The organism is Streptomyces sp. NBC_01077 (genome assembly GCF_045162855.1).
GTDB lineage: Bacteria > Actinomycetota > Actinomycetes > Streptomycetales > Streptomycetaceae > Streptomyces.
This window is the reverse complement of record NZ_CP108669.1, coordinates 3,383,463-3,407,802: the sequence shown is the minus strand read 5'-3', so window position 1 is coordinate 3,407,802 and position 24,340 is coordinate 3,383,463. Positions and strand designations below refer to the sequence as shown.

General features: G+C 71.1%; 21 protein-coding genes. 11 read left to right on the top strand and 10 right to left on the bottom strand.

Annotated elements, in window-relative coordinates; all coding sequences use genetic code 11:
- Window positions 1-2: 2 nt before the first annotated feature.
- From OG462_RS15245 to OG462_RS15215, 7 genes are all read right to left on the bottom strand, one after another.
- Complete coding sequence (locus OG462_RS15245) at window positions 3-1,220, bottom strand: acyltransferase (RefSeq protein WP_406057976.1); 1,218 nt, start codon at window positions 1,218-1,220, stop codon at window positions 3-5.
- A complete protein-coding gene (locus OG462_RS15240; RefSeq protein ID WP_406057975.1) occupies window positions 1,217-2,197 on the bottom strand; it encodes an alpha/beta hydrolase in 981 nt (326 codons plus the stop codon). The genes OG462_RS15245 and OG462_RS15240 overlap by 4 nt, the downstream gene beginning before the upstream one ends.
- 181 nt (window positions 2,198-2,378) lie before the next feature.
- Window positions 2,379-3,059 carry a response regulator transcription factor gene (locus OG462_RS15235; RefSeq protein ID WP_318211013.1) on the bottom strand — a complete coding sequence of 227 codons (681 nt, stop codon included), beginning with the start codon at window positions 3,057-3,059 and terminating at the stop codon, window positions 2,379-2,381.
- A complete protein-coding gene (locus OG462_RS15230) occupies window positions 3,056-4,462 on the bottom strand; it encodes a sensor histidine kinase (protein ID WP_406057974.1) in 1,407 nt (468 codons plus the stop codon). Before OG462_RS15230 ends, OG462_RS15235 begins: the two co-directional genes overlap by 4 nt.
- Window positions 4,463-4,639: 177 nt before the next feature.
- Window positions 4,640-5,536: a DUF4429 domain-containing protein gene (locus OG462_RS15225; protein WP_406057973.1), complete on the bottom strand. Its 897-nt coding sequence runs from the start codon at window positions 5,534-5,536 to the stop codon at window positions 4,640-4,642.
- Window positions 5,537-5,601: 65 nt separating this feature from the next.
- Complete coding sequence (locus OG462_RS15220) at window positions 5,602-6,825, bottom strand: alpha/beta hydrolase (RefSeq protein ID WP_406057972.1); 1,224 nt, start codon at window positions 6,823-6,825, stop codon at window positions 5,602-5,604.
- A gap of 47 nt (window positions 6,826-6,872) precedes the next feature.
- Window positions 6,873-7,508, bottom strand: coding sequence for a TetR/AcrR family transcriptional regulator (locus OG462_RS15215; protein WP_406057971.1), 636 nt, complete (start codon window positions 7,506-7,508; stop codon window positions 6,873-6,875).
- A 245-nt stretch (window positions 7,509-7,753) separates the two neighbouring features.
- On the opposite strand from OG462_RS15215, the gene OG462_RS15210 reads away from it, so the two are divergent.
- Both OG462_RS15210 and OG462_RS15205 read left to right on the top strand, forming a co-directional pair.
- Window positions 7,754-9,247: an MFS transporter gene (locus OG462_RS15210; RefSeq protein ID WP_406066553.1), complete on the top strand. Its 1,494-nt coding sequence runs from the start codon at window positions 7,754-7,756 to the stop codon at window positions 9,245-9,247.
- Window positions 9,248-9,409: 162 nt separating this feature from the next.
- Window positions 9,410-9,778, top strand: coding sequence for a peptidase inhibitor family I36 protein (locus OG462_RS15205; protein ID WP_406057970.1), 369 nt, complete (start codon window positions 9,410-9,412; stop codon window positions 9,776-9,778).
- Here OG462_RS15205 and OG462_RS15200 read toward each other — a convergent pair.
- Entirely contained in the window at window positions 9,759-10,619 is an 861-nt protein-coding gene (locus OG462_RS15200) for a potassium channel family protein (RefSeq protein ID WP_406057969.1), read from the bottom strand. The two genes, OG462_RS15205 and OG462_RS15200, sit on opposite strands and share 20 nt — an antisense overlap.
- A 135-nt stretch (window positions 10,620-10,754) precedes the next feature.
- On the bottom strand, window positions 10,755-13,487 hold the full coding sequence (gene aceE / locus OG462_RS15195; RefSeq protein ID WP_406057968.1) for a pyruvate dehydrogenase (acetyl-transferring), homodimeric type: 2,733 nt from the start codon (window positions 13,485-13,487) through the stop codon (window positions 10,755-10,757).
- 417 nt (window positions 13,488-13,904) lie between these two features.
- Between aceE and OG462_RS15190 the strand changes: the two genes are divergently transcribed.
- The 6 genes from OG462_RS15190 to OG462_RS15165 all read left to right on the top strand — a co-directional run bounded on the left by OG462_RS15190 (window position 13,905) and on the right by OG462_RS15165 (window position 18,463).
- Window positions 13,905-14,327 carry a DUF3052 domain-containing protein gene (locus OG462_RS15190; protein ID WP_266891447.1) on the top strand — a complete coding sequence of 141 codons (423 nt, stop codon included), beginning with the start codon at window positions 13,905-13,907 and terminating at the stop codon, window positions 14,325-14,327.
- Between the two features lie 164 nt (window positions 14,328-14,491).
- Window positions 14,492-14,950 (top strand): peroxiredoxin, encoded by a 459-nt coding sequence (locus OG462_RS15185; protein WP_406057967.1) that lies wholly within the window; start codon window positions 14,492-14,494, stop codon window positions 14,948-14,950.
- A gap of 207 nt (window positions 14,951-15,157) precedes the next feature.
- On the top strand, window positions 15,158-15,733 hold the full coding sequence (locus OG462_RS15180) for a TerD family protein (protein WP_229314349.1): 576 nt from the start codon (window positions 15,158-15,160) through the stop codon (window positions 15,731-15,733).
- Window positions 15,734-15,817: 84 nt separating this feature from the next.
- On the top strand, window positions 15,818-16,393 hold the full coding sequence (locus tag OG462_RS15175; RefSeq protein WP_406057966.1) for a TerD family protein: 576 nt from the start codon (window positions 15,818-15,820) through the stop codon (window positions 16,391-16,393).
- A 29-nt stretch (window positions 16,394-16,422) separates the two neighbouring features.
- The gene (locus tag OG462_RS15170; protein WP_406057965.1) at window positions 16,423-17,571 is read left to right on the top strand and encodes a DUF475 domain-containing protein; all 1,149 of its coding nucleotides are present in this window, start codon (window positions 16,423-16,425) and stop codon (window positions 17,569-17,571) included.
- Between the two features lie 151 nt (window positions 17,572-17,722).
- A complete protein-coding gene (locus OG462_RS15165) occupies window positions 17,723-18,463 on the top strand; it encodes a Tellurium resistance (RefSeq protein WP_406057964.1) in 741 nt (246 codons plus the stop codon).
- A gap of 33 nt (window positions 18,464-18,496) precedes the next feature.
- Here the strand turns inward: OG462_RS15165 and OG462_RS15160 are convergent, their stop codons facing one another.
- Window positions 18,497-19,423 carry a TerD family protein gene (locus OG462_RS15160; RefSeq protein ID WP_406057963.1) on the bottom strand — a complete coding sequence of 309 codons (927 nt, stop codon included), beginning with the start codon at window positions 19,421-19,423 and terminating at the stop codon, window positions 18,497-18,499.
- Between the two features lie 186 nt (window positions 19,424-19,609).
- Between OG462_RS15160 and OG462_RS15155 the strand changes: the two genes are divergently transcribed.
- The 3 genes from OG462_RS15155 to OG462_RS15145 are packed head-to-tail and all read left to right on the top strand — an operon-like array spanning window position 19,610 to window position 24,336.
- A complete protein-coding gene (locus tag OG462_RS15155; RefSeq protein ID WP_406057962.1) occupies window positions 19,610-20,806 on the top strand; it encodes an HpcH/HpaI aldolase/citrate lyase family protein in 1,197 nt (398 codons plus the stop codon).
- Window positions 20,807-20,824: 18 nt separating this feature from the next.
- Window positions 20,825-23,503, top strand: coding sequence for a phosphoribosyltransferase domain-containing protein (locus tag OG462_RS15150; RefSeq protein WP_406057961.1), 2,679 nt, complete (start codon window positions 20,825-20,827; stop codon window positions 23,501-23,503).
- A complete protein-coding gene (locus tag OG462_RS15145; protein ID WP_406057960.1) occupies window positions 23,500-24,336 on the top strand; it encodes an HAD family hydrolase in 837 nt (278 codons plus the stop codon). Before OG462_RS15150 ends, OG462_RS15145 begins: the two co-directional genes overlap by 4 nt.
- Window positions 24,337-24,340: the final 4 nt, after the last annotated feature.

The following is a 24,340-nucleotide window of genomic DNA, read 5'->3' as shown; positions in this document are numbered from 1 at the left end:
CCTCACGCGATACCCAGGGCGAAGACCGCGAATCCCGCCGCGAGCAGGCCCGCGAGGGTGCGGCGGCCCGGGCCGGTCTTCGCCCACGGCGACTCGAACCCGCGTGCGTACCGCCCGATCAGGACGAGCAGTCCAGCGAAGACCGGCATCCACGCCAGCCGGGCGAGGATCCAGCCGACCGAGTCCGGTGCACCGACCAGCCCCGGGATCTCCCCGAGGTACGAGCCCGGGATGGCGGCGGTGAGCATCGCCGTCTGGTGCCAGCACAGGATCGTCATCGCCGAGAGGTTGACGACCACGACCGGCGCCCAGAGCGCGGGCCGCTTGAGGAGCTTGCCGAGCCGGTCCCTGAGCAGGATCGCCGCACCGCTCTGAGCGGCGGCGAGGGCGAGGACGAGCAGCGACGGCGGGTGGGAGTTGGTGCGGGCCTCGCCGGGGACGCCGACCATCGAGGCCGGGTAGCCGAAGGCGAGCAGAAGGGCGGCGAAGAGCGCGGCCCCGCCGAGCAGCAGCCCCCAGGCGTGCCGCTTGGTGACCCGGCCCTCGCCCCAGGAGACGCCGAGCTGATAGGCGAAGAGCCAGCCCGGCAGGATGTTGACGAGGCTGAGCCAGGACGGTACGGCGTCGGCGTACGGCCCGTACCGCAGGAAGTCGACGACGGCGACCGAGCCGAGCAGCGGAGCCGCGGCCCACACCCCGAGGCGGCGCGCCGCCCGTACGCACAGCGGGGTCAGCGCGGTGACCACGGTGTACACCCCGACGAACCACAGCGGCTGGATCACCAGCGTGGACGCCGTCCGCAGCGTGTCCACGGGCACCCCGAGCCCGAAGTGCAGCACGGGGAGGAGCGCCGCCCAGACGGCGGTGACCCCGAGGACCGGGCGGCCGAGCCGGGCGAGCCGGCCACTGAGCCACGCGCGCGTGGAGCCCTTCCTGCGCCGGTACGAGAGGACGGAGGCGTAGCCGCCGACCAGGAAGAAGATCCCCAGCATCTGGAGGACCCAGCTGACCGGCGCGAGGCCCGCGAACGTACCCAGTGGGCTGGCGTTGTGGATCGCCCCGTCGGAGGAGAGCGTGAAGCCGCCGAGCAGCCAGTGCCCGGTGGGCACGGCGAGCAGGGCAAGGGCGCGCAGCCCGTCGATGGCCCGGTCGCGGTGGGCCGGGGTTCCCGACTCGATCGTGTGGGCCGTGCGGCGGGCCATGGTCGCGAGGGCGCTCATCGGACGTCTCCTTCGGCGATGGCGGCGAAGGTGCGGAGGGAGGCGGTGCCGGGCACGAGGTAGCCGCCGTGGCCGGCGGCGTCGTCGGCGACGATCCGGCGGGCGCCGAATGCCGGGTCGGTGGGGTCGGCGCCGTGCCCGAGGTCCCCGAGCTCGACGTTCGGGATCCGGTCGATCCAGTCGGTGGGATCCTTCGCCGCCCAGACGCGGGCGGAGGTGCCCAGCTCGTTCACGTTCTCGGCGCGCATCCCGGGGGAGCCGAAGACCACCAGGTCCTTGGCCTTCAGATCGCGGGCGGCGAGGCCGCAGACCACGGAGCCGTAGCTGTGGCAGAACAGGGACGGCTCGGCCGCCCCGACGGCCGCCAGACCGTCCACGAAGCGGGTGAGACGGTCCGCCCCGGCCTCGGCGAGCCGGCCGGTGGCCGCGTCCAGACCGACGCCGACCGGGGTGGTGTACCCGGCCCAGGCGACGACCGCGGTGGCGCCGCCGGTCGCCTGCCGCAGGGAGGTCGCCATGTCCGTGAGCGGCCGCAGGTGGGCCGCGTCGATGTCGGAACCGGGCACGATCACCGCGACGTGCTCGGCCCGCGCCAGATCCCCGTACACCAGGGTCACCTGACCTCGGCCGCGCGTGTCGTGGGCGAGAACCCGCGCCCCGCCGAACGCCCCGTGCGTGGCACGGGCGTTGGCCTCGTACCGCAGCTCCAGGGGTGCCCCGTCCAGGTTCCCGACGACCGTCGGATGGGTCCGGGCCAGCTCCTGCCGCTGTACGGGGCTCAGGCCGGCGAAGAACCGTGCCACCTCGGCCGGGTCCATCCGCTCCGGGTCCGGCAGCCCCGCGGCCCGCCACTCCGCCGTCCCGACCGGCGACCCGGTCACGGCCTCCTGGCTGTTCCCGGACGCCCAGCCGGCCGTCCCGCCGATCACGGCGGTCACCAGGGCCGCGGTGATCAGGGTCCTCGAAATACGGCGCATGGGGTCGCCCTCCCTCTCCGGTACTCGCTCGTTCGCTGGCGAGAGGAAGGTAGGAAGACGACGGGTGACGGCACGTCACACCGGGGAGCCAACTCCGGTCCGATACCGCAGTAGGGGGTGGAGGAGCAGCCAACACCAGTCGGGGGGTGGGGTTTTCCCCCGGGGGACAGCTACCCGGACGTCAGGACGTGCCCGGGGTCACGAGGCCCGACTCGTACGCGAAGACCACCGCCTGCGCCCGGTCGCGCAGGTCCAGCTTGGCGAGGACCCGGCCGATGTGGGTCTTCACCGTCTGCTCGGCGAGGACGAGATGGTCCGCGATCTCCTGGTTGGACAGCCCGCGGGCGATGAGTTCGAGGACCTCGGTCTCGCGCGGGGTGAGACCGTTCAGCCGCAGCGCCGTGGTGTCCTTGCGCGGTGCGGGCCGGGAGGCGGCGAAGTCGGCGATGAGCCGTCGCGTCACGGACGGGGCGAGCAGTGCCTCGCCCGCCGCCACCACCCGTACCGCCGCGATCAGGTCCGCCGGCGGCGCGTCCTTCAGGAGGAAGCCGGACGCGCCGGCGCGCAGCGCCTCGTACACGTAGTCGTCCACGTCGAAGGTGGTCAGCATCAGGACCTTCGGCCGGTGGGTGACCCCGGTCGGCGGGTGGAGGATCTCCCGGGCGGCGGCGAGCCCGTCCAGCTCCGGCATCCGTACGTCCATGAGGACCACGTCCGGGTGCGTGGAGCGTGCCACGTCGATGCCCTGCCGTCCGTCCGGGGCCTCACCCACGACGTCGATGTCGGGCTGCGCGGCGAGCAGGGCGGCGAAACCGGCCCGCACCATGGCCTGGTCGTCGACGATGATCACGCGGATGGTCACTCGGAGTCCTTGGCGGTCGGGGGCGGGGTGGCCACGGGCGGGGCCGTCGCTCCGGCGGGAGTCGTCCCCGCGGAGTCGGCCGTCGCCACGGAGGGGATCGGGTCCGCGGTCAGCGGCAGCCGCGCGGCGACCCGGAAGCCGCCGTCCGGCAGCGGCCCGGTGTCGAGCGAGCCGCCCGTCAACCGTACGCGTTCCCGCATGCCGACGAGCCCGTGCCCGGTGCCGGACGCGCCGCGTTCCACCGCGGAATCCGCCTCCGTCGAGGGCCCGTTGACGACGAGGACCGTCAGCCATCCCTCGTCCGCCCGGATCGACACCCGGGTCGACGCCCCCGGCGCGTGCCGGACGATGTTCGCGAGCGCCTCCTGCACGATCCGGTACGCGGACAGGTCCACCGCCTGCGGTACGACGCCGAGGTCGGCGGCGAGCCGCAGCTCGGCCGGCACCCCGGCCCGTACGGTCGCCTCGACCAGCTGCTGGACCCGGTCGAGGCCCGGCTGCGGGGCCCGCTCGCCCTCGCTGCCGTCGCTGCGCAGCACGGAGAGCAGCCGCCGCATCTCGGCCAGCGACTCGCGCGCGCTCGCCGCGATCGAGGTGAACTCCTCGCGGGCCGCGTCCGGGAGGTCAGGGATGCGGTACGGGGCCGAGTCGGCCTGCACGGTGATCACGGACATGTGGTGGGCCACCACGTCGTGCAGCTCGCGCGCGATCCTGGCCCGCTCCTCCAGGAGCGTGCGGCGGGCCCGCTCGGCCTCGCTGATGGTCTCCACCTCGACAAGCCGCCGCTGGGCGTCGCCACGCGCGCGTACCGCCGAGGTGAGCAGGAGCAGCACCCCGCTCAGGACGAGCAGCAGCGTGTGGAGGCTGGTGTACCCGGCCGGCTTGAAGACCTCCAGGACGTACCCGGCGACGCCGGTGGCCAGCCAGACGCCGAACAGCGCCCGGCGGGACTCGCGCAGACCGAGCGCGATCATCAGCGCGCAGTAGCCGACGACGATCGGCGGGGTCCAGGGCCAGAGCTCGGCGCGCGGGCCGTCCGCGGCGAGCAGCACGACCGCGCCGAGCACATCGGCGGCGAAGACGACCCACCAGGCCTGCAGGGGACGGGCGACGGCGAGCAGCAGGGGCGCGGTCTGGGCGGTGCCGATGGCCCCGGCCAGGCCGCCGTTGACGCCGTAGTCCCCGGCGAGGAGAAGGACCGTGCTGGGGAGGAGCGAGGCGACGAAGGCGAGAGCGACCGCGTACGGCAGCAGCCGCACCCACCGCGAGGAGGCGTCGGCGAAGAGGGGTGCCCCCGGGGCGGGGGTGGTGAGCGCGGTCCCGAGCCCCTGGAACATCTCGCGTGTCCGGGTGCTGAGCTGTCGGAGGGTGGGCGGCAGCTCGTGCCGCGGTTCGGTAGCCATGACCAGCTCAGGGTAGGCAGCGGGCCGGGTCCCCGACGTCATACCGGGGACCGGGCTCTGACCTGATACCGGGGTATGACGCCGGGGCGCGCCGTGTGGGTGCAGGGGTCGGGCGCGTGCAGGGGTCGGGTGCGTGCACGGGTCGGGTGCGTTCGGGTGCGTGCAGGGGTCGGGTGCTCAGAGCTCCGCGAGGAGTTCCGCCTTCTTCGCCGAGAACTCCTCGTCCGTCACCAGTCCCGCCTGGTGCAGTTCACCCAGGTGCCGAATCCTTTCAGCGACGGCCCCGGGAGCGGCGGCCGTGCGGGCCGGTACGCGGTCCGAGGTCCTGATCGCCGCGAGGACCGACGCCGCGAAGGGGAGGGACAGGTGCACCGGCCCGTAACCGAGGCCGAAGACGACGGAGGCGGGGTCCCGGTCGGGCTGGGACGCGCGGGGCTCGCCACCCCGCGGCACCAGTCGCAGATGCCCGTCGAGGACGTCCGGCGAGCGCCACTCGACCCCGCAGAGATCCCGTACGTGGAAGAACTGGTCACCCGCCTTCCACTTCTCGGAGGACGCCCCCGTCCAGGACCAGCGGAAAGTGACCTCCGACTGCCCGTCGAAGCTCGCCTTCCCGTCGTACGCCTTGAAGGACTGCGGACCCTGCGGCGGCGCCACGAGAAAACGGTCGGCGGGCGTCACGTCGGCGGCGCCCGAGAGGCCGGGGTCGCCCGATGGCTCCTCGGTGTACGGGCTCCGCCGTGCGACGCCCGCACGCAGCTCGTCCCGGTAGTACTCGGCGAGCGTCTCGCGGTCCGCCGGGAGTACCAGGCGGTACGGATCGCAGTTCTCCGCGAGCTGCCCCGCCGCCGCCTCCATCAGTGGATCGGCGCCCGGTCTCGGCACGGCGTGCAGCACGACGGTGCCCCGCTTCCCGGGCGAGAGCGTCACGGACGCCAGCGCCTCGTGCGGTACCCGTCGTTCGCGCAGCACGTTGAAGAGCCTTGGCGCACGGTTCCCCCGGTCGAAGCGGATGACGAGGGCGTCACTCTCGAACTCCCAGGTGGCATGAATTCCGGCCAGCACATCACCCATACGCCTCATCGTAAGCGGCGCTCGCCCGTGCGTCGCCCCTGTGAAAGGTCCCGAAATTACGTGATCTACGCGCGTCGGCGCCCTTCCGTACCGGATATTCCCTCGTGGCAAGCGCTGTCGGCACGTGCGCAGACCAGGTTCCCGTAGGAGCCGACCCCTATCGCGGCGAAGTTGCCGAGGCTCTCGGTGCCCGGCGCGAAATAGCCGCTGTGGCCGATTGCGCCGTGTGCCGAGAGCAGCCGGGCGCCGAACTCCGGGGACACCGGGTCGGCCCCGTGCCCTACTCCGCCCACCTCCAGGTGCGGCACGTCCGCGATCCAGTCGTCGGCGTCCCGCATCGCCCACACGCGCGCGGGGGTGTCGAGTTCCGCCGCCCGCTCCACCCGCATCCCGGGGCTTCCGGCCACCGTCAGGTCCGTCACCCGGGCGGGCAGCCGGGGCGCTGCGACCCCGCAGAGCACGGAGCCGTAGCTGTGGCAGAACAGCGCCACGCGCGCGTCGCCGGGCAGCGCCTCGGTCAGCCGTACGAGCCGTTCGGCACCCCCCTCGGCGAGCCGGCCGGTCATCGCGTCGACGCCGACCCCGGTGGGCGCGGTGTAGTCGGCCCAGGCGATCACGGCGACCCTGGCGCCGGGGGAGACCCGCCGCTCGGCGCCGTAGAGGGCCTGCGCCATGCCGACGGGGGCCCCGTATCGGCCGTGGGTCTTCTGGAAGGTGAGGAGGTTGGTGTCGACGCCGGGCACGATCACCGAGACGTGCCGGGCCCGCTCCAGGTCTCCGAGGACCTCGGCCGTCCGCCCCGTACCGGTGGGGTCGAAGGCGAGGACCTGCCGGCCGGGCCGCATCAGCGAGACGAAGCGGTCGAGCCGGCGCTGCGCCTCGTGCCGTCCGTCGTCGGAGAGCCGGATGTCGTGGACCCTGACCCGCTCGACGGCGAGCGAGCGGCCGAGGGTGATCCGGTTGGCGCGGTAGCGCAGGGCGATCGGGGCGCCGTCGAGATTGCCGACGACGAGCGGATGCCGCTCGGCGAGCCGGGTCGCGCGCGCGTGGCCGAGTCCTGCGAAGAACGCGGCGATGCCGCGGGCGGGGGTGGTCGGCTCCGGCAGCGGGCGGTGGTCGATCCGGTCGCGCGCCCAGGCGGCGAGCGCGGCCTCACGGGACGGGCCGGGCACGGGACGGTGCTTGATCGTCGTCCAGCCGGTGGTCGCGAGCAGCACGAACACGACGGCGAGCGCGAGCAGGGTGCGCAGGACGACGAGCGTGGGGGAGGCGGCTTCGACGGAGGTCACGGGCCGCCACCCTACGGGTCGCGGGTGAACGGTCCGGCCGCGCGGCCCTACGTCCGGTCCCGCCAGCGCGGGGTGAGGGCCGGGCCGAGATGGTCGAGGTACGCCTCGGTGAGGGCGCGGATGGCCTCCAGGCTCTGGTCCGTACCCCGGCCCCACATCTGGCCCGTGACGCGCATCACACCACTGAACGCCGCCACCGCGATCCGGGGGCGCGGGTCCTCGTCGACGTCGAGGCCCTCGCGTTCGGCGATGATCCGGGCGATCGTCTCCTCCATCTCGGTGGAGCGGCGGAGATGGACGGCGAGCAGCGCGGGCGTCGACTCGATCATCTGGAGGCCGCGCAGATACAGCTCGACCGGAACGACCTCGGTGATGGCGTCGCCGATGGTGTCCCAGGCGCAGAGCACCGCGTTGCGCATCGCGTCGAAGGGGCCCTCGCCGGGCGGCCGCAGCCCGAGGGCCTCGACGAAACGCTCCTCCACCATCTGCTGGACGGCGAAGGCGACCTCCTCCTTGGAGGAGAAGTACCGGAAGAAGGTCCGCTGGGAGACCTCGACGGCGTCCACGATCTCGTCGACGGTCGTCCGCTCGTACCCCTGGGCGGTGAAGAGCTCCAGGGCCACCCGGATCAGCGCGTCGCGCGTGCGTTGCTTCTTCCGCTCGCGCAGGCCGGGCAGGGTCACGTCGGGTCCTCTTTTCAGGCATTTCGTCCAGCTCAGCCTACCTGTGAGCTACGTGACAGTTACCGACGTGTGAATCGCTTTGTCAATTGTCAGTGACTGTCATTAGCCTCATTCGCATGACTAGTCAGACCACCGTGGAAAAGGCCCCGCAGGGTCAGGGGGACGCCCGGGAACCCGTACCGGTCCCGGCGAAGGGACTGCGTGGCCATCCGTGGTTGACGCTGTTCGGCGTCGCGGTCGGCGTGATGATGGTCGCGCTCGACGGCACGATCGTCGCCATCGCCAACCCGGCCATCAAGACCGACCTCGGCGCCTCGCTCGCCCAGGTCCAGTGGATCACCAACGGCTATCTGCTCGCGCTCGCCGTCGCCCTGATCACCGCCGGCAAGCTCGGTGACCGCTTCGGCCACCGGCAGACCTTCCTCATCGGCATCGCGGGCTTCGCCCTCGCCTCCGGCGCCATCGGCCTCTCCGACTCCATCGGGGCCGTGATCGCCTTCCGTGTCCTGCAGGGCCTCTTCGGCGCCCTGCTCATGCCGGCCGCGCTCGGCCTGCTGCGCGCCACCTTCCCCGCCGAGAAGCTGAACATGGCGATCGGCATCTGGGGCATGGTCATCGGCGCGTCCACCGCGGGCGGTCCGATCGTCGGCGGCCTGCTCGTCGAGCACGTCAGCTGGCAGTCCGTCTTCTTCATCAACGTGCCGGTGGGCGTCGTCGCGCTCGCCCTCGGCCTGGTCATCCTCAAGGACCACCGCGCGGAGAACGCGCCGCGCTCCTTCGACATCCTCGGCATCCTGCTGCTCTCCGGCGCCATGGCCTCCCTCGTCTGGAGCCTCATCAAGGCCGGCGAGTCCTGGGGCTGGTCCAGCGGCAAGACCTGGGGCGGCCTGCTCGGCGCGGTGCTGCTCTTCGCGGTCTTCGCCTTCTGGGAGACCAAGGTCAAGGAGCCGCTCATCCCGCTGGCCATGTTCCGCTCCGTGCCGCTCTCGGCCGGTGTGGTGCTCATGGTCCTGATGGCCTTCGCCTTCATGGGCGGCCTGTTCTTCGTGACGTTCTACCTCCAGGGTGTGAAGGGGCTCAGCCCGGTGGACAGCGGACTGCACCTGCTGCCGCTGACCGCGATGATGATCGTCTCCTCGCCGCTCGCGGGTGCGCTGATCACCAAGTTCGGCCCGCGGGTGCCACTGGTCGGCGGCATGGTCTGCACGGCCGTCGCGATGTTCGGCATGATCACCCTCTCCGCCGGTACCGGCACCTTCGTCATGTCCCTCTGGTTCGCCCTGCTCGGCCTCGGGCTCGCCCCGGTCATGGTCGGTGCCACCGAGGTCATCGTCGGAAACGCGCCCCTGGAGCTCTCCGGCGTGGCCGGCGGTCTCCAGCAGGCCGCGATGCAGGTCGGCGGCGCGCTGGGTACCGCGGTGCTCGGCGCCGTGATGTCCTCCAAGGTCGCCGGCGCCTTCGAGGGCAACTGGAAGGACGCCGGCATCCAGGCCCCGGTCAACCCGCAGCTGGAGCAGGCCGCCGAGTTCGGCATGGCCCCGCCGGAGCTGGCCCAGGCGCCGGGGATGACCCCCGATCTCCTCCAGCAGATCACCGGCGTCATCCACGACACCTTCCTCGACGGCATGGGCCTGGCCTTCACCGTCGCCGGTGTCGTCGCCGTCGTCGCGGCCCTGGTCGCCACGCTCACCAAGCGCGGCGAGAATGCGGAGGCGGGCATGGGCGGCGGGCACATCTGACGTCCGCCGGACGTCACATCGGACGTCACATCGGACGTCCATCGGGGTTCCCTTAGGGGGCCGTCACCCGTTCGCGTGAACGGGGGCGGCCCCTCTTCCGTCGTCGGGTGACCTCCGCCATGCTTTTGATTACAGAGAGTCACCAAACGGGGGTTCGTCAGCATGTATACGAAGACCGCACTCGTCGTCGCGGCCGCCCTGACCGCGCTCCTCGCGGCCCCGGCGGCAGCCGTGACGTCCGGGACCGCTCTCGGGGCCTGCGGGCCCGGACGGCTCTGCCTCTGGTCCAAGCCCGACTTCAAGGGCAGGGCGCAGACCCACGAGCTGGCCACGACGGACGTCGACAGCTGCGTCGCCCTGCCGCCGGGCACCTCGGCCCAGTCCCTGGCCAACCGCACGGGGCGGCCGGTGACCACCTACCAGTCCGCCGAGTGCGCGGAGGCGGGGGAGTTCGAGACCTACCCGGGGCGCGGGACCTGGGTGCCGCAGACGCCCTACGAGGTCAGAGCGTTCAAGATCTGGGAGCGGTAGGCGCGGGGACGTCCTGGGCCCCGTCCGGCGCGGGCGCCCCCACCGGGACGGACCCTGCCGGGACGGACCCTGCCGGGACCGAGCCCGCCGGAACCGACCCTGCCGGGACCGAGCCCACCGGGACCGACCCTGCCGGGACCGACAGACGGGCGACCTCCGCGCGCAGTTCGCGGACCTCCTGGGTCAGGGCTTCCAGCAGCTCGGTATGACGGCGCTCCACCGCGTCGTCGCGGTCGAAGCGGGAGATGAACCAGGCCGCGATGTTGGCGGTGACGACACCGAGCAGGGCGATGCCCGAGAGCATCAGGCCCACCGCGAGGACCCGGCCGAGACCCGTGGTGGGGGCGTGGTCGCCGTAGCCGACCGTCGTCATCGTGGTGAACGACCACCAGACCGCGTCCCCCAGCGTCTTGATGTTGCCGTTCGGGGCGTCCCGCTCGACATGCAGCACGGCCAGCGAGCCGAACATCATCAGCCCGACGACCGCGCCCGCCACATACATGGTGAGCGTTATCTGCGGGGCCATCCGGGCCCGCCGGCCCACGAGGAGAAGCGTGGCGACGACCCGCAGCAGCCGCAGCGGCTGCACCATCGGCAGCAGGACCGCGAGCAGATCGAGGGGGTGGGAGCGGACGAAGGCCCAGCGGGCCGGGGCGATCGCCAGCCGGACCAGATAGTCGAGGGCGAAGGCGGCCCAGACCGCCCACTCGACATGGGTGCACAGCCGGTGCACCCAGGGTGCGGCGCCGGGAGCCACGATCGGCACGGCGTACGCGACGCCGAACGCCACGGCCAGCACGAGCAGCGGCACCTGTGTGCGCTCTTCCCAGCGATCCCTCATGCCGGGAATCGTAGAGAACGCCGAAGGGCGGCGAGACCATGGTCCCACCGCCCCTCACCAGGTGCGCTGTGCTATCCGGGCGCTACGGAGGTACTGCCGGAGCGCTCCCGGAGGGCTTCCCGGGCGCCCGCCGGATCAGGCGTCGCCGCCCGCGGCGCCCGGGTCGGCGGCCGCCACGTCGAGCAGCTGGTAGCGGTCCACGGCCTGCTTCAGGGCCGAGCGCTCGACCTTGCCCTCGCGGGCGAGTTCGGTCAGCACCGCGAGCACGATCGACGGGGCGTCGATGTGGAAGTAGCGACGGGCCGCGCCCCGCGTGTCCGCGAAGCCGAAGCCGTCCGCGCCCAGCGAGCCGTACGTGCCCGGCACCCAGCGGGAGATCTGGTCCGGCACCGCGCGCATCCAGTCCGAGACCGCCACGAACGGGCCCTCGGAGCCCTGGAGCTTGCGCGTCACGTACGGGACGCGCTGCTCCTCGTCCGGGTGGAGCAGGTTGTGCTCCTCGACGGCCACGGCCTCGCGCCGCAGCTCGGTCCAGGAGGTCGCGGACCAGACGTCGGCTCGTACGTTCCACTCCTCGGCGAGGATCCGCTGCGCCTCGATCGCCCACGGCACGGCGACACCCGAGGCCATGATCTGCGCCGGGATCGTGCCCGCCTCGGCCGGCTTGAAGCGGTGGATGCCCTGGAGGATGCCCTCCACGTCCACGTTCTCGGGCTCGGCCGGGTGCTGGATCGGCTCGTTGTAGACGGTCAGGTAGTAGAAGACGTCCTCGGCCTCGGAGCCGTACATGCGGCGCAGACCGTCCTTGACGATGTGCGCGATCTCGAAGCCGTACGCCGGGTCGTAGGCGATACAGGCCGGATTGGTCGAGGCGAGCAGGTGCGAATGGCCGTCCGCGTGCTGGAGGCCCTCGCCGGTCAGCGTCGTACGGCCGGCGGTGGCGCCGAGCACGAAGCCGCGGGCCAGCTGGTCGGCCATCTGCCAGAACTGGTCGCCGGTCCGCTGGAAACCGAACATCGAGTAGAAGACGTACACCGGGATCAGCGGCTCGCCGTGCGTGGCGTACGCCGAACCGGCGGCGATCAGCGAGGCCGTGCAGCCGGCCTCCGAGATGCCGTCGTGCAGCATCTGGCCGGTCGGCGACTCCTTGTAGGCAAGGAGGAGTTCGCGGTCCACCGCCTCGTACTGCTGGCCCAGCGGGTTGTAGATCTTGGCGCTCGGGAAGAACGCGTCCATGCCGAAGGTGCGGTACTCGTCGGGGGCGATCAGCACGAAGCGCTTGCCGATCTCCTTGTCCCGCATGAGGTCCTTCAGGATGCGGACGAAGGCCATCGTGGTGGCGATCGACTGCTGCCCGGAGCCCTTCTTGGCAGCCGCGTAGGTCTTGTCGTCGGGGAGGACCAGCGGCTTCGACCGCACGACCCGGGTCGGGACGTACCCGCCCAGCGCCTTGCGGCGGTCGTGCATGTACTGGATCTCCTCGGAGTTCCGGCCCGGGTGGTAGTACGGCGGCAGGCCGTCCTCCAACTGCCGGTCGGTCACCGGGATGTGCAGCCGGTCGCGGAAGCGCTTGAGGTCGTCGACCGTCAGCTTCTTCATCTGGTGGGTCGCGTTGCGGCCCTCGAAGTTCGGGCCCAGCGTCCAGCCCTTGACGGTCTGGGCGAGGATCACCGTCGGCTGGCCGGCGTGGGCCTTCGCCGCCGCGTAGGCCGCGTAGATCTTCTTGTGGTCGTGACCGCCGCGGCCCAGGTGCAGCACCTGCTGGTCGGACATGCCCTCGACCATCGCCCGCAGCCGGTGGTCGTCGCCGAAGAAGTGGTCGCGGATGTAGCCGCCGGTCTCCGTGGCGTACGTCTGGAACTGGCCGTCCGGGGTGGTGTTCAGCTTGTTGACCAGGATGCCGTCGCGGTCCTGCGCGAGCAGCGGGTCCCAGGAGCGGTCCCAGATCAGCTTGATGACGTTCCAGCCGTTGCCCCGGAAGATCGACTCCAGCTCCTGGATGATCTTTCCGTTGCCGCGCACCGGGCCGTCGAGCCGCTGGAGGTTGCAGTTGACGACGAAGGTCAGGTTGTCCAGGCCCTCGCGGGCGGCGATGGAGAGCTGGCCGAGCGACTCGACCTCGTCCATCTCGCCGTCGCCGAGGAACGCCCAGACGTGCGACTTGGAGGTGTCGGCGATCCCGCGCGCCTCCATGTAGCGGTTCATCCGGGCCTGATAGATCGCGCCGAGCGGGCCGAGGCCCATCGACACGGTCGGGAACTCCCAGAAGTCCGGCATCAGCCGCGGGTGAGGGTACGACGAAAGCCCGTTCGGGAACTTCGACTTCTCCTGGCGGAAGCCGTCGAGCTGCGTGTCGTTCAGCCGGTCCAGGAGGTACGCGCGGGCGTAGATGCCGGGCGAGGCGTGCCCCTGGAAGAAGATCTGGTCGCCGCCGTCGCCCTCGTCCTTGCCGCGGAAGAAGTGGTTGAAGCCGACGTCGTACAGCGAGGCCGAGGAGGCGAAGGTCGCGATGTGGCCGCCGACGCCGATGCCCGGGCGCTGGGCGCGCGAGACCATCACGGCCGCGTTCCACCGGGTGGCGTTGAGGACCTTGCGCTCGATCTCCTCGTTGCCGGGGAAGAAGGGCTCGTCCCTGGTGGCGATGGTGTTGACGTAGTCCGAGCTGCGCATCTCGGGCACGGCCACGCGCTTCTCGCGGGCCCGCTCGATCAGTCGGAGCATGAGGTAGCGGGCCCGCTCACGGCCCCGCTCGTCGACGGCGGCGTCGAGGGAGTCGAGCCATTCCTGGGTCTCTTCCGGGTCGAAATCCGGGACCTGGCTGGGAAGGCCGCCAATGATGATCGGGTTGCGATCGGATCCGGGAGCCACGCTCTTCCTTCGCTGTTCGGTGGTGCCCACGGGGCCACGAAGTGGTCGGGATGTCCATCGTGTACCCCGTGTGCGCCAGACGTCACATTTACCGAGGGGTAACCCCCAGCGGTGTCCTCCACGTGTCTGGGTGGGTCAAATCGCAACCTTACGCTCAACCCGCGCATGCGTTTCGTCCGGGCGTTCGGCAGACTGAAACCTCAGAAGTCCGTAAACCGGGATGAATCATGTGTGCCTGATCACGGAGCGGGGTCCCTACGGTGCCGGAAGTTGCGGCGAGACGGCCCCAAACGTCACCGTTTCGGCGGTCTCCACGGCCGGGTACTTGCGCGATCCACCCCGGCACGTGTGGACTACGGCCAGCGCCGCGCGCCCACGTGCGGCCCAAGCATTTACCGAATGAGCAGGAGGCAAGCCGTGAGCGCGACCGCGGACCACGCGGAGGAGCGGACCAACCCGGCCGTCAGGCTGGGGTTCGAGCCCGGACAGGTGGTCCAGGAGATCGGCTACGACGACGACGTCGACCACGATCTCCGTGAAGGTATCGAGTCCATCATCGGGGCCGAACTCGTGGACGAGGAGTACGACGACGTCGCAGACGCCGTGGTGCTGTGGTTCCGCGACGAGGACGGCGATCTCACCGACGCCCTGGTGGACGCCATCGGTCTTCTGGAGGACGGCGGCACCATCTGGCTGCTGACGCCGAAGACCGGCCGCGACGGCTACATCGAGCCGAGCGACATCAACGATGCCGCGCAGACAGCTGGTCTCTCCCAGACCAAGAGCATCAGCGTCGCCAAGGACTGGACGGGCACCCGCCTGACCGCCCCCAAGCGCTGATCACCAACGCTGCGAGAAGCCCCCGCCGGTTCGCCGGTGGGGGCTTTCGTGCGCGGAGACTCCCCGCCTCGCGGGGGCCTGCGGGGGCTTTCGCGCACAGGCCGTAGGGTGGGTCTCACCGATTCGGCCCAAGGTCAGGGCACCGTCGAAGGGATGCGTACGCGATGGCGATCGAGGTCGGCACCGAGGCCCCGGACTTCGAGCTCAAGGACAACCACGGGCGCACCGTGAAGCTGTCCGACTTCCGCGGCGAGAAGAACGTGGTGCTGCTCTTCTACCCCTTCGCCTTCACCGGCGTCTGCGCGGGCGAGCTCGGCGAGCTGCGCGACAACCTCCCGACGTTCGTCAACGACGACACCCAGCTCCTCGCCGTCTCCAACGACTCCATCCACACTCTGCGCGTCTTCGCCGAGCAGGAGTCCCTGGAGTACCCGCTGCTCTCCGACTTCTGGAAGCACGGCGAGGCCTCCCGTGCCTACGGTGTGTTCGACGAGGAGAAGGGCTGCGCGGTGCGCGGCACCTTCATCATCGACAAGGAGGGCGTGGTCCGCTGGACCGTCGTCAACGCCCTGCCGGACGCCCGGGACCTCGGCGAGTACATCAAGGCCCTCGACGCCGTCTGAGCCCCGCCGAGAGCCTTCGTCCGGAGCCCCGCCCGGAGCTCTCCGGCGCCTCCCGGGCGCGCCACGAGTGCCTTCCGGGGGCCGACACCTGGATTCACCGGGCGAATCGACTGTTTCGAGCGGGAACCCGTCACTAGGATCCACTCGTTGATCCGATGCCAACGCACGACTGGGGGCGCTGCCCCTGGAAACCACATGGAGGGACTCGTGGGAGTCAGCCTCAGCAAGGGCGGCAACGTCTCGCTGACCAAGGAGGCCCCTGGCCTCACCGCCGTGACCGTCGGTCTGGGCTGGGACGTCCGCACCACCACCGGTACGGACTTCGACCTCGACGCCAGCGCCATTCTGGTGAGCGCGGAGGGCAAGGTCCGCAACGACCAGGACTTCGTCTTCTTCAACAACCTGAAGAGCGCCGACGGCTCCGTCGAGCACACCGGTGACAACCTCACCGGCGAGGGCGAGGGTGACGACGAGCAGGTCAAGGTCAGCCTGGCCACGGTGCCGGCCGACGTCACCAAGATCGTCTTCCCGGTGTCGATCTACGACGCCGAGAACCGCCAGCAGTCCTTCGGCCAGGTGCGCAACGCGTTCATCCGCGTCGTGAACCAGGCCGGCGGCGCCGAGATCGCCCGGTACGACCTCTCCGAGGACGCCTCGACCGAGACCGCCATGGTCTTCGGCGAGCTGTACCGCAACGGCGACGAGTGGAAGTTCCGCGCCGTCGGCCAGGGGTACGCCTCGGGCCTGCGCGGTATCGCGCAGGACTTCGGCGTCCAAGTCTGAGCCGAACCGTTCGAACCGTCCGGCGCCGCACACATCCCGTGCGGCGCCGGACGTGCCTCATCACCACCGGGGAGGAAACGAATCATGGGCGTCACGCTCGCCAAGGGAGGCAATGTCTCCCTCTCCAAGGCCGCACCCAACCTCACCCAGGTCCTCGTCGGGCTCGGCTGGGACGCGCGCTCCACCACCGGAGCCCCCTTCGACCTCGACGCCAGCGCGCTGCTGTGCCAGGCCGGACGGGTCCTCGGGGACGAGTACTTCGTGTTCTACAACCAGCTGCGCAGCCCCGAGGGCTCCGTCGAGCACACCGGCGACAACCTCACCGGCGAGGGTGACGGGGACGACGAGTCCCTGATCGTGGACCTCTCCAAGGTGCCGGCCCACTGCGACAAGATCGTCTTCCCGGTGTCGATCCATGACGCCGACAACCGGAGCCAGAGTTTCGGCCAGGTCAGCAACGCGTTCATTCGCGTGGTGAACCAGACGGACGGCCAGGAACTCGCGCGGTACGACCTCTCCGAGGACGCCTCCACCGAGACCGCGATGATCTTCGGCGAGCTCTACCGCTACAACGGCGAATGGAAGTTCAGAGCGGTCGGTCAGGGGTACGCGTCCGGGCTCCGGGGCATCGCTCTAGACTTCGGGGTCAACGTTTCGTAAAGCCATGTAATTTCACGATGGGGTAGACAGTGGTTCTGAAAACCTTCGGCTGGTCGTTCGCGATCACTGCGCTCGGTCTGGTCGCAGCGGTGCTCTACGGGGGGTGGGAGGCCTTCGGGATCGTCGCGATCCTCTGTGTCCTCGAGATCTCGCTGTCCTTCGACAACGCGGTGGTCAACGCCGGAATCCTGAAGAAGATGAATGCCTTCTGGCAGAAGATCTTCCTCACCGTCGGTGTGCTCATCGCCGTCTTCGGCATGCGGCTGGTCTTCCCTGTCGTGATCGTCGCGATCAGCGCCAAGATCGGCCCCATCGAGGCCGTCGATCTCGCCTTCAACGACGCCGAGCGCTATGAGCAGCTCGTGACCGACGCCCACCCGTCGATCGCGTCCTTCGGCGGCATGTTCCTGCTGATGATCTTCCTCGACTTCATCTTCGAGGACCGTGACATCAAGTGGCTCGGCTGGCTGGAGCGCCCGCTGGCCAAGCTCGGCAAGGTCGACATGCTGTCGGTCTGCATCGCTCTGATCGTCCTGGCGGTCAGCGCCATGACCTTCGGGACCCAGGCGCACCAGCACGGCGGCATGCACGTCGACAAGACGGCGACCGTCCTGCTCTCGGGCGTCTTCGGCCTCATCACGTACCTCATCGTCGGCGGTCTCTCCAGCTACTTCGAGAACAAGCTGGAGGAGGAGGAAGAGCGCGAGCACGAGGCCGAGGAAGCGGCCAAGCGCAGCGGCAAGAAGGTCTCCGTGGTCCAGCTGGCCGGCAAGGCCGCCTTCTTCATGTTCCTGTACCTGGAGGTCCTCGACGCCTCCTTCTCCTTCGACGGTGTCATCGGCGCCTTCGCCATCACCAACGACATCGTCCTGATGGCGCTCGGCCTCGGCGTCGGTGCCATGTACGTCCGTTCGCTGACGGTCTACCTGGTCCGTCAGGGCACCCTCGACGACTACGTCTACCTGGAGCACGGCGCCCACTACGCGATCGGCGCCCTGGCCGTGCTCCTCATGGTCACCATCCGCTACGAGATCCCCGAGGTCGTCACCGGCGGCATCGGTGTCGCCCTCATCGGCTGGTCCTTCTGGTCCTCCGTCCGCCGCAACAAGCGGATCGCGGCGGCCGAGGGCGGGTCGGGTTCCGCGGGGGACAAGACCGAGGTGTCGTCCGGGGTGTGACACCCCCGGCAATGAGGAACGCTTCACTGCGGGGCGGTCGGTGCACCCGGCCGCCCCGCAGGCATGTGCGCGGTACGGACGATCAGTGGTGTCGGGGATCAGCGGTGTGGGCGACCCGTGGGGTCGGCGATCAGTGGGGGGTGAAGGCGGCATGGCCTTCTGGGACAACCTGTTTCCGGGGAGGGCGGCGACGCAGTTCGACTCGGGCAGCGCCGCGTCGAACACGATCGACCTGACGAAACGGCGCCCGTCCGTCTCGCTCACCAAGCAGGGCGCCGCCACCGGCAACCTCCGGGTGAACCTGTCCTGGCGGATGCGGACGTCCGATCTCGAAGGACGCTCCAGGCAGAGCGGCCGGCTGCTCCGCAACCCCTCCCAGCTCTTCAAGCCCGAGGTCGTGCAGGCGCACACCCAGGGCATGGTCAACGTCGACCTGGACCTGGGCTGTCTCTACGAGCTCGCCGACGGCAGCAAGGGCGTGGTGCAGCCGCTCGGCGGCTTCTTCGGCGACCTGAACGGCGCCCCGTACGTGAAGCTCAGCGGCGACGACCGCTTCGGCGGCTCCTCCGGGGAGACGATCTTCGTCAACCTGGACCACAAGGACGACATCAAGCGCCTGCTGTTCTTCGTGTACATCTACGACCAGACGCCGGCCTTCGACCGTACGCACGCCAAGATCACGCTCTACCCGAGCAACGGCCCCCGGATCGAGATCGAGCTCGACGAGCGCGCCCCGCAGGCCCGCTCCTGCGCGGTCTTCTCCGTGGAGAACGCCAAGGGCGAGCTGACGGTCCGCCGCGAGGTGCGCTTCGTGTACGGCTTCCAGGCCGAACTGGACCGGCTGTACGGCTGGGGTCTCCAGTGGGGGCGCGGCTACAAGACCAAGGCGTAGCCGTTGCCCAGGCCCTCAGGGCCCTCGGACCCCTCAGGACCGGACGAACTGGGGGCCCATGGGCGGCATCCGGAACTCCGGTGCCGGGTTGTGCTCGGGGGCGGTCACGGGCTGCGGATAGCCGTACGCGGGGGCCGGGGCGCTCACCTGCTGTTGCGGGTAGCCGTAGGCGGGCGCCCGGTCGGGCATGGGCGGCGGCATGGTCGGCTGCGGGGGGACGGGGGCGTGCGCGACGGTCAGGTCGAGATCGGGGTCGGGGGAGCCCGGGGAAGCGGTGGTGGCCGCCGTGGCCGCCTGGGCCTCGCCCGGGGAGCCGTGACCGCCCGGGACCTCGCGGAAGCCGCCCTGGGCCTCCTGGGGGCCGTCCTGGGTGCTCTGGGCCGCTCGGGCGGCCTCCTGTGCCGCGTCCTGCGCGTCCTCGTCGACCGAGATGCCGAAGTCGGTGGCGAGGCCGATCAGGCCGGTCGGATAGCCCTGGCCCACCGCGCGGAACTTCCAGCCGTCCCCGCGGCGGTACAGCTCGCCGCAGATGACCGCCGTCTCCTCACCCGTCTCGGCCGTCACGGAGAACAGGGCCAGCGCCTCGGCATCGGGCCCGGCCGTCGCGTCGTACAGCAGGATCCGCAGGTCGGAGACGGAGCGGAAGGTGCCGCCGTCGGAGGAGGCCGCGATCACCACCCGGTCGACGGAGGGGTCCAGGCTGCCCAGGTCGGCCTCCACGGTGTCCGTGAGACCCTTGGAGTCACGCTTCTTCGGCAGCCGTCGCACCAGGCCCGAAGGGTGGCGCGGCTGGTTGTAGAAGACGAAGTCCTCGTCGGACCGCACCCGGCCGGAGGGCCCCAGGAGCAGGGCCGAGGCATCCACGTCGGGGACCCCGGAGCCCGGGGTCCAGCGGAGCACGGCCCGTACGGCCGCGGTGTCGAGAGGGACGTTGGAGCCCTTCAGCATCGCGTGCGTCATGACCGTAATCCTGCCCTCCCGGCAGACCCGCGGACAACGCGGGGGCGTCCTTGATACCGGGACGGGAGGACGGATGCTGACGAGTTACCTGGATTTCATACATGAAGGGAACTGTGGACACCCGCACCTACGTACTATTACCGGCCACATGTTGTCAGGGTCACGAGAGGTAGACGGGGGACTTATATGCGTCATTTCGGGCACATCCCGTCCGCGACACGGACCGGTCTCTTTCACCGGGAACCGGCCGCATTCACGGCAGATTCGCCCGCGCGCACGCTCGCCGTGGCCCTCGGGGCCACGCTCTACAGCCCGGCCACCCGGCCTCGGCTCGCCGACGACGTGCGCAAGCAGGCGGCCCGTGGAGTGGTCTCCATGGTGCTCTGCCTGGAGGACTCCATCAGCGACGCCGATGTCGAGGCGGGTGAGGACAACCTCGTCCGCCAGTTCGCCGACCTCGCCGCCGGGACCGTGACGGCCGCCGACACCGCCACGGGCACCGCCATGGACGTGCCCCTGCTCTTCATCCGGGTCCGCGATCCGCGCCAGATCACCGACCTCGTCGACCGGCTCGGAGAAACGGTCCGCCTGCTGTCCGGATTCGTACTCCCCAAGTTCACCGAGACACGCGGCCACGCCTTCCTCGAAGCGCTCGCCCAGGCCGAGCGGACGAGCGGCCGGCGGCTCTTCGCCATGCCCGTTCTGGAGTCCCCCGAGCTCCTCCACCTGGAGACCCGGGCCGAGACCCTCGCCGGCATCGCCTCGATCACCGACAAGTACCGCGACCGCGTCCTCGCCCTGCGCCTCGGCGTCACCGACTTCTGCTCCGCCTACGGGCTCCGCCGCTCGCCCGACATGACCGCCTACGACGTCAAGATCGTCGCCAACGTCATCGCCGACGTCGTCAACGTCCTCGGCCGCTCCGACGGCACCGGCTTCACCGTCACCGGACCCGTCTGGGAGTACTTCCGGCCCGGCGAGCGCATGTTCAAGCCCCAGCTGCGCCGCAGCCCCTTCCTCGAAGGCCGCGCCGAGGACCTGCGCACGGCCCTCATCGAACACGACCTCGACGGCCTGCTGCGCGAGATCGAACTCGACCGCGCCAACGGGCTGCTCGGCAAGACCTGCATCCACCCCACCCATGTGGTGCCGGTGCACGCGCTCTCCGTGGTCAGCCACGAGGAGTGGAGCGATGCCCAGGACATCCTGCGGCCCGAACAGGGCGGCGGCGGAGTCCTCCGCTCCGCCTACACGAACAAGATGAACGAAGTGAAGCCGCATCGCGCGTGGGCCGAACGCACCCTCCTGCGCGCCGAGCTCTTCGGCGTCGCGAAAGAGGACGTCGGCTTCGTGGATCTGCTCACCGCCGGACTTGCCGGCTGACGAAGGGACGTCGACGACGTGGTGTGGACCGGAACGTGGGTCGCGGAGCGACTGGGCGTCGAACTGATCGGCGACGAGGCGCTACCGGCCCTGTTGGGCCTCGCACTGCGTCGCAACCCCAAGCGCGCGCATCTGCTGGTCTCCAGCGTGCTCGGCAAGCACGTACCCCAGCGGCCCTCCGTGGTGTACGGCTCCGGCCTCGACCTCGGCCGGCGCGTCCGCGCGCTCCTCGGTGACGAGGAGGCCGCGCGCTCGGTCGTCCTCGGGTACGCCGAGACGGCCACGGCCCTCGGCCACGCCGTCGCCGACGGCCTCGGCCTCGCCCCGTACCTCCACTCCACCCGGCGGCCGGTGGCCGGGGCCGCCCGCGCGGGCGGCTTCGAGGAGTCCCACTCGCACGCCACCTCGCACCTGCTGCTGCCCGAGGACCCCAAGCTGCTCGCGGGCGACGGGCCACTGGTCCTCGTCGACGACGAGTTCTCCACCGGCAACACCGTCCTCAACACCGTGCGGGCCCTGCACGAGCGCTACCCGCGCGACCGGTACGTGGTCGTCGCCCTCGTCGACATGCGCTCGGCCGCCGACCTCGGCCGCCTGGACGCCTTCGCGGCGGAGATAGGCGCCCGCGTCGACCTGATATCCGGCGCCGCCGGCACCGTACGCCTCCCCGAGGGGGTCCTGGAGAAGGGCCAGGCGCTGGTGGCGGAACACGAGCGTGCGTACGAGCCGGCGAGCGCGACCACGCCTGCCCCGGCGTCAGGGACGGCGCCCGGCTCGGCACCCGACCCGGCGACCGGCCCCGCGTTCGCCCCGGCGACCGGCCCCGTGCCGTGCGTCGCGTCCGGTCCCGTGACCGCCCCCGGACCCTCCCCGCAGGCGCCCCGGCAGGCCCCCGTTCGGGTCGCGCTCGGCTGGCCCGGAGGAGTGCCCGACGGCGGGCGCCACGGCTTCACGACCGAGCACCGGGAGCGCCTTGAGGCGGCCCTGCCCGCGATGGCGGGCAGGATCGCCGACGCCCTGCGCGAACCGGCCGCCGCGGACCGCTCCGGCACCCCCGGACAGGCCCCGGAGACGCCGGAGGCCCCCGCCCCGCCGCCCGCAGGGCCCCGCGTGCTCGTCCTCGGCTTCGAGGAGCTGATGTACGCGCCGCTGCGCCTCGGCACCGCCCTGGAGGACGCCGGACACGACGTCCGCTACTCCACCACCACCCGCTCACCCGTCCTCGCGGTCGACGACCCCGGCTACGCGATACGCACCCGGCTCGTCTTCCCCGCCCACGACGACCCCGCCGACGGCCCCGGCGAGCGCTACGCCTACAACGTGGCCGGCGCCGGCTTCGACGCCGTCGCCCTCGTCGTCGACTCCACCGCCGACACCCCGGCCCTGCACGCCCCGGACGGCCTGCTCGACCAGCTCGCCGCGCACATCCCGCGCGTCGTGCTCGCCGTCGTCCCCTCGTACACGCCCACGGCCGCGCCGTACTCCCCGTACGACGCCACGCCCCAGGTCACCGAAGCTCCCGAAAGGAGCTCCATGCTGCCCGAGCCCCTCCGCGGCCCCGCCTTCTCCTCGTACGCACCCGAAGAGGTCGGCTGGCTGCTCCAGGACCTCTCGGACGTCGAGCTCGAGGCGCCCACCGAGGAACGCGAGGAAGCCATCCAGAGCGGCGGCGCGCACTACGCCGAGTCGCTCCCCGTCGAGTACCAGCCCAGCGACCGCTACCAGGAGCTGTTCCACGCGGCCCTGGAGACCTCCGCCGCCCGGATCGCCCGCGCCGTCGGCACCGTCACCGAGACCGTCCTCACCGAACGGCCCGGCCGCCGCCCCGTGCTCGTCTCGCTCGCTCGGGCCGGCACCCCCGTCGGCGTCCTCATGCGCCGCTGGGCGCAGGCCCGCCACGGCCTGGACCTGCCCCACTACGCCGTCTCCATCGTGCGCGGCCGCGGCATCGACGGCAACGCGCTGCGCTGGCTCGCCGCCCACCACGACCCGGCCGACGTCGTGTTCGTCGACGGCTGGACCGGCAAGGGCGCCATCACCCGCGAACTCGCCGACGCGATCAAGGAGTTCGAGACGGCCGAGGGCGTCACGGGCTTCGACCCGGAGATCGCGGTCCTCGCCGACCCCGGCTCCTGCGTCCGTACGTACGGCACCCGCGAGGACTTCCTCATCCCCTCCGCCTGCCTCAACTCCACCGTCTCCGGCCTGATTTCCCGGACGGTGCTCCGCGCCGACCTCGTCGGACCCGACGACTTCCACGGCGGCAAGTTCTACCGCGAGCTGGCCGGCGCCGACGTCTCCAACGACTTCCTCGACGCGGTCACCGCCCGTTTCGACGAGGTCGGAGCGGCCGTCGACGCCGATGTCAAGGAGCTCCTGGCCGCCGACCGCACCCCGACCTGGGAGGGCTGGGCCGCCGTGGAGCGGATCAGCGAGGAGTACGGCATCCACGACGTCAACCTGGTCAAGCCGGGCGTCGGCGAGACCACCCGCGTCCTGCTCCGCCGTGTCCCCTGGAAGATCCTCGCCAAGCGGGGCGCCGACGCCGACCTCGCGCACGTCCGGCTGCTCGCCGAGCAGCGCGGCGTACCGGTCGAGGAGGTCGACGAACTCCCGTACAGCTGCGTCGGTCTGATACACCCTCAGTACACGAGGGGCGCGACAGGCGTCGACGGCAAGGCGGTGGTGTCCCAGTGAGTACGACCCCGGTGGGTACGACGACGGCTCCGGCCCCCGTACTGGTCGCGAGCGACCTCGACCGCACCCTCATCTACTCGTCCGCGGCCCTCGCCCTCGGCATGCCCGACGCCCAGGCGCCCCGGCTGCTCTGCGTCGAGGTCCACGAGTCCAAGCCGCTCTCCTACATGACCGAGGACGCGGCCGACCTGCTCGCGCGGCTGGCCGACGAAGCCGTCTTCGTCCCCACCACCACCCGGACGCGCAAGCAGTACCAGCGCATCCAACTCCCCGGCACCGCGCCGAAGTACGCGATCTGCGCCAACGGCGGACACATCCTCGTCGACGGTGTCACCGACGCCGACTGGCACGCCTCCGTGGTGCGCAGGCTCGCCGAGGAATGCGCGCCGCTCTCCGAGATCCGCGCCTACCTCACCGCCACCACGGACCTGTCCTGGGTGCGCAAGCACCGGGTCGCCGAGGACCTGTTCGCCTACCTCGTCGTCGAGCGGGAACGGCTCCCCGAGGACTGGATGGAGCGCTTCGGCGCCTGGGCGGGGGAGCGCGGCTGGACGGTCTCGCTCCAGGGCCGCAAGGTGTACGCCGTACCGAAGCCGCTCACCAAGAGCGCGGCCGTCCGCGAGGTCGCCCGCCGCACCGGCGCCACGCTCACGCTGGCCGCCGGCGACTCCCTCCTCGACGCGGACCTGCTGCTCGCCGCGGACCGGGCCTGGCGCCCGGGCCACGGCGAACTGGCCGACAGCGACTGGACCGCCCCCCACCTCGACGTCCTCGCGGAACGCGGGGTCGCGGCGGGGGAGGAGATCCTGCGCCGCTTCAGGGCAGCGGTCTGACGCC

What these genes read in the sequence shown, in the direction of transcription:
- OG462_RS15245 (WP_406057976.1), bottom strand. Translation starts at nt 1,220, where the DNA reads ATGAGCGCCCTCGCGACCATGGCCCGCCGCACGGCCCACACGATCGAG.
- OG462_RS15240 (WP_406057975.1), bottom strand. Translation starts at nt 2,197, where the DNA reads ATGCGCCGTATTTCGAGGACCCTGATCACCGCGGCCCTGGTGACCGCC.
- OG462_RS15230 (WP_406057974.1), bottom strand. Translation starts at nt 4,462, where the DNA reads ATGGCTACCGAACCGCGGCACGAGCTGCCGCCCACCCTCCGACAGCTC.
- OG462_RS15225 (WP_406057973.1), bottom strand. Translation starts at nt 5,536, where the DNA reads ATGGGTGATGTGCTGGCCGGAATTCATGCCACCTGGGAGTTCGAGAGT.
- OG462_RS15210 (WP_406066553.1), top strand. Translation starts at nt 7,754, where the DNA reads ATGATGGTCGCGCTCGACGGCACGATCGTCGCCATCGCCAACCCGGCC.
- OG462_RS15205 (WP_406057970.1), top strand. Translation starts at nt 9,410, where the DNA reads ATGTATACGAAGACCGCACTCGTCGTCGCGGCCGCCCTGACCGCGCTC.
- OG462_RS15200 (WP_406057969.1), bottom strand. Translation starts at nt 10,619, where the DNA reads ATGAGGGATCGCTGGGAAGAGCGCACACAGGTGCCGCTGCTCGTGCTG.
- OG462_RS15185 (WP_406057967.1), top strand. Translation starts at nt 14,492, where the DNA reads ATGGCGATCGAGGTCGGCACCGAGGCCCCGGACTTCGAGCTCAAGGAC.
- OG462_RS15175 (WP_406057966.1), top strand. Translation starts at nt 15,818, where the DNA reads ATGGGCGTCACGCTCGCCAAGGGAGGCAATGTCTCCCTCTCCAAGGCC.
- OG462_RS15165 (WP_406057964.1), top strand. Translation starts at nt 17,723, where the DNA reads ATGGCCTTCTGGGACAACCTGTTTCCGGGGAGGGCGGCGACGCAGTTC.
- OG462_RS15160 (WP_406057963.1), bottom strand. Translation starts at nt 19,423, where the DNA reads ATGACGCACGCGATGCTGAAGGGCTCCAACGTCCCTCTCGACACCGCG.
- OG462_RS15155 (WP_406057962.1), top strand. Translation starts at nt 19,610, where the DNA reads ATGCGTCATTTCGGGCACATCCCGTCCGCGACACGGACCGGTCTCTTT.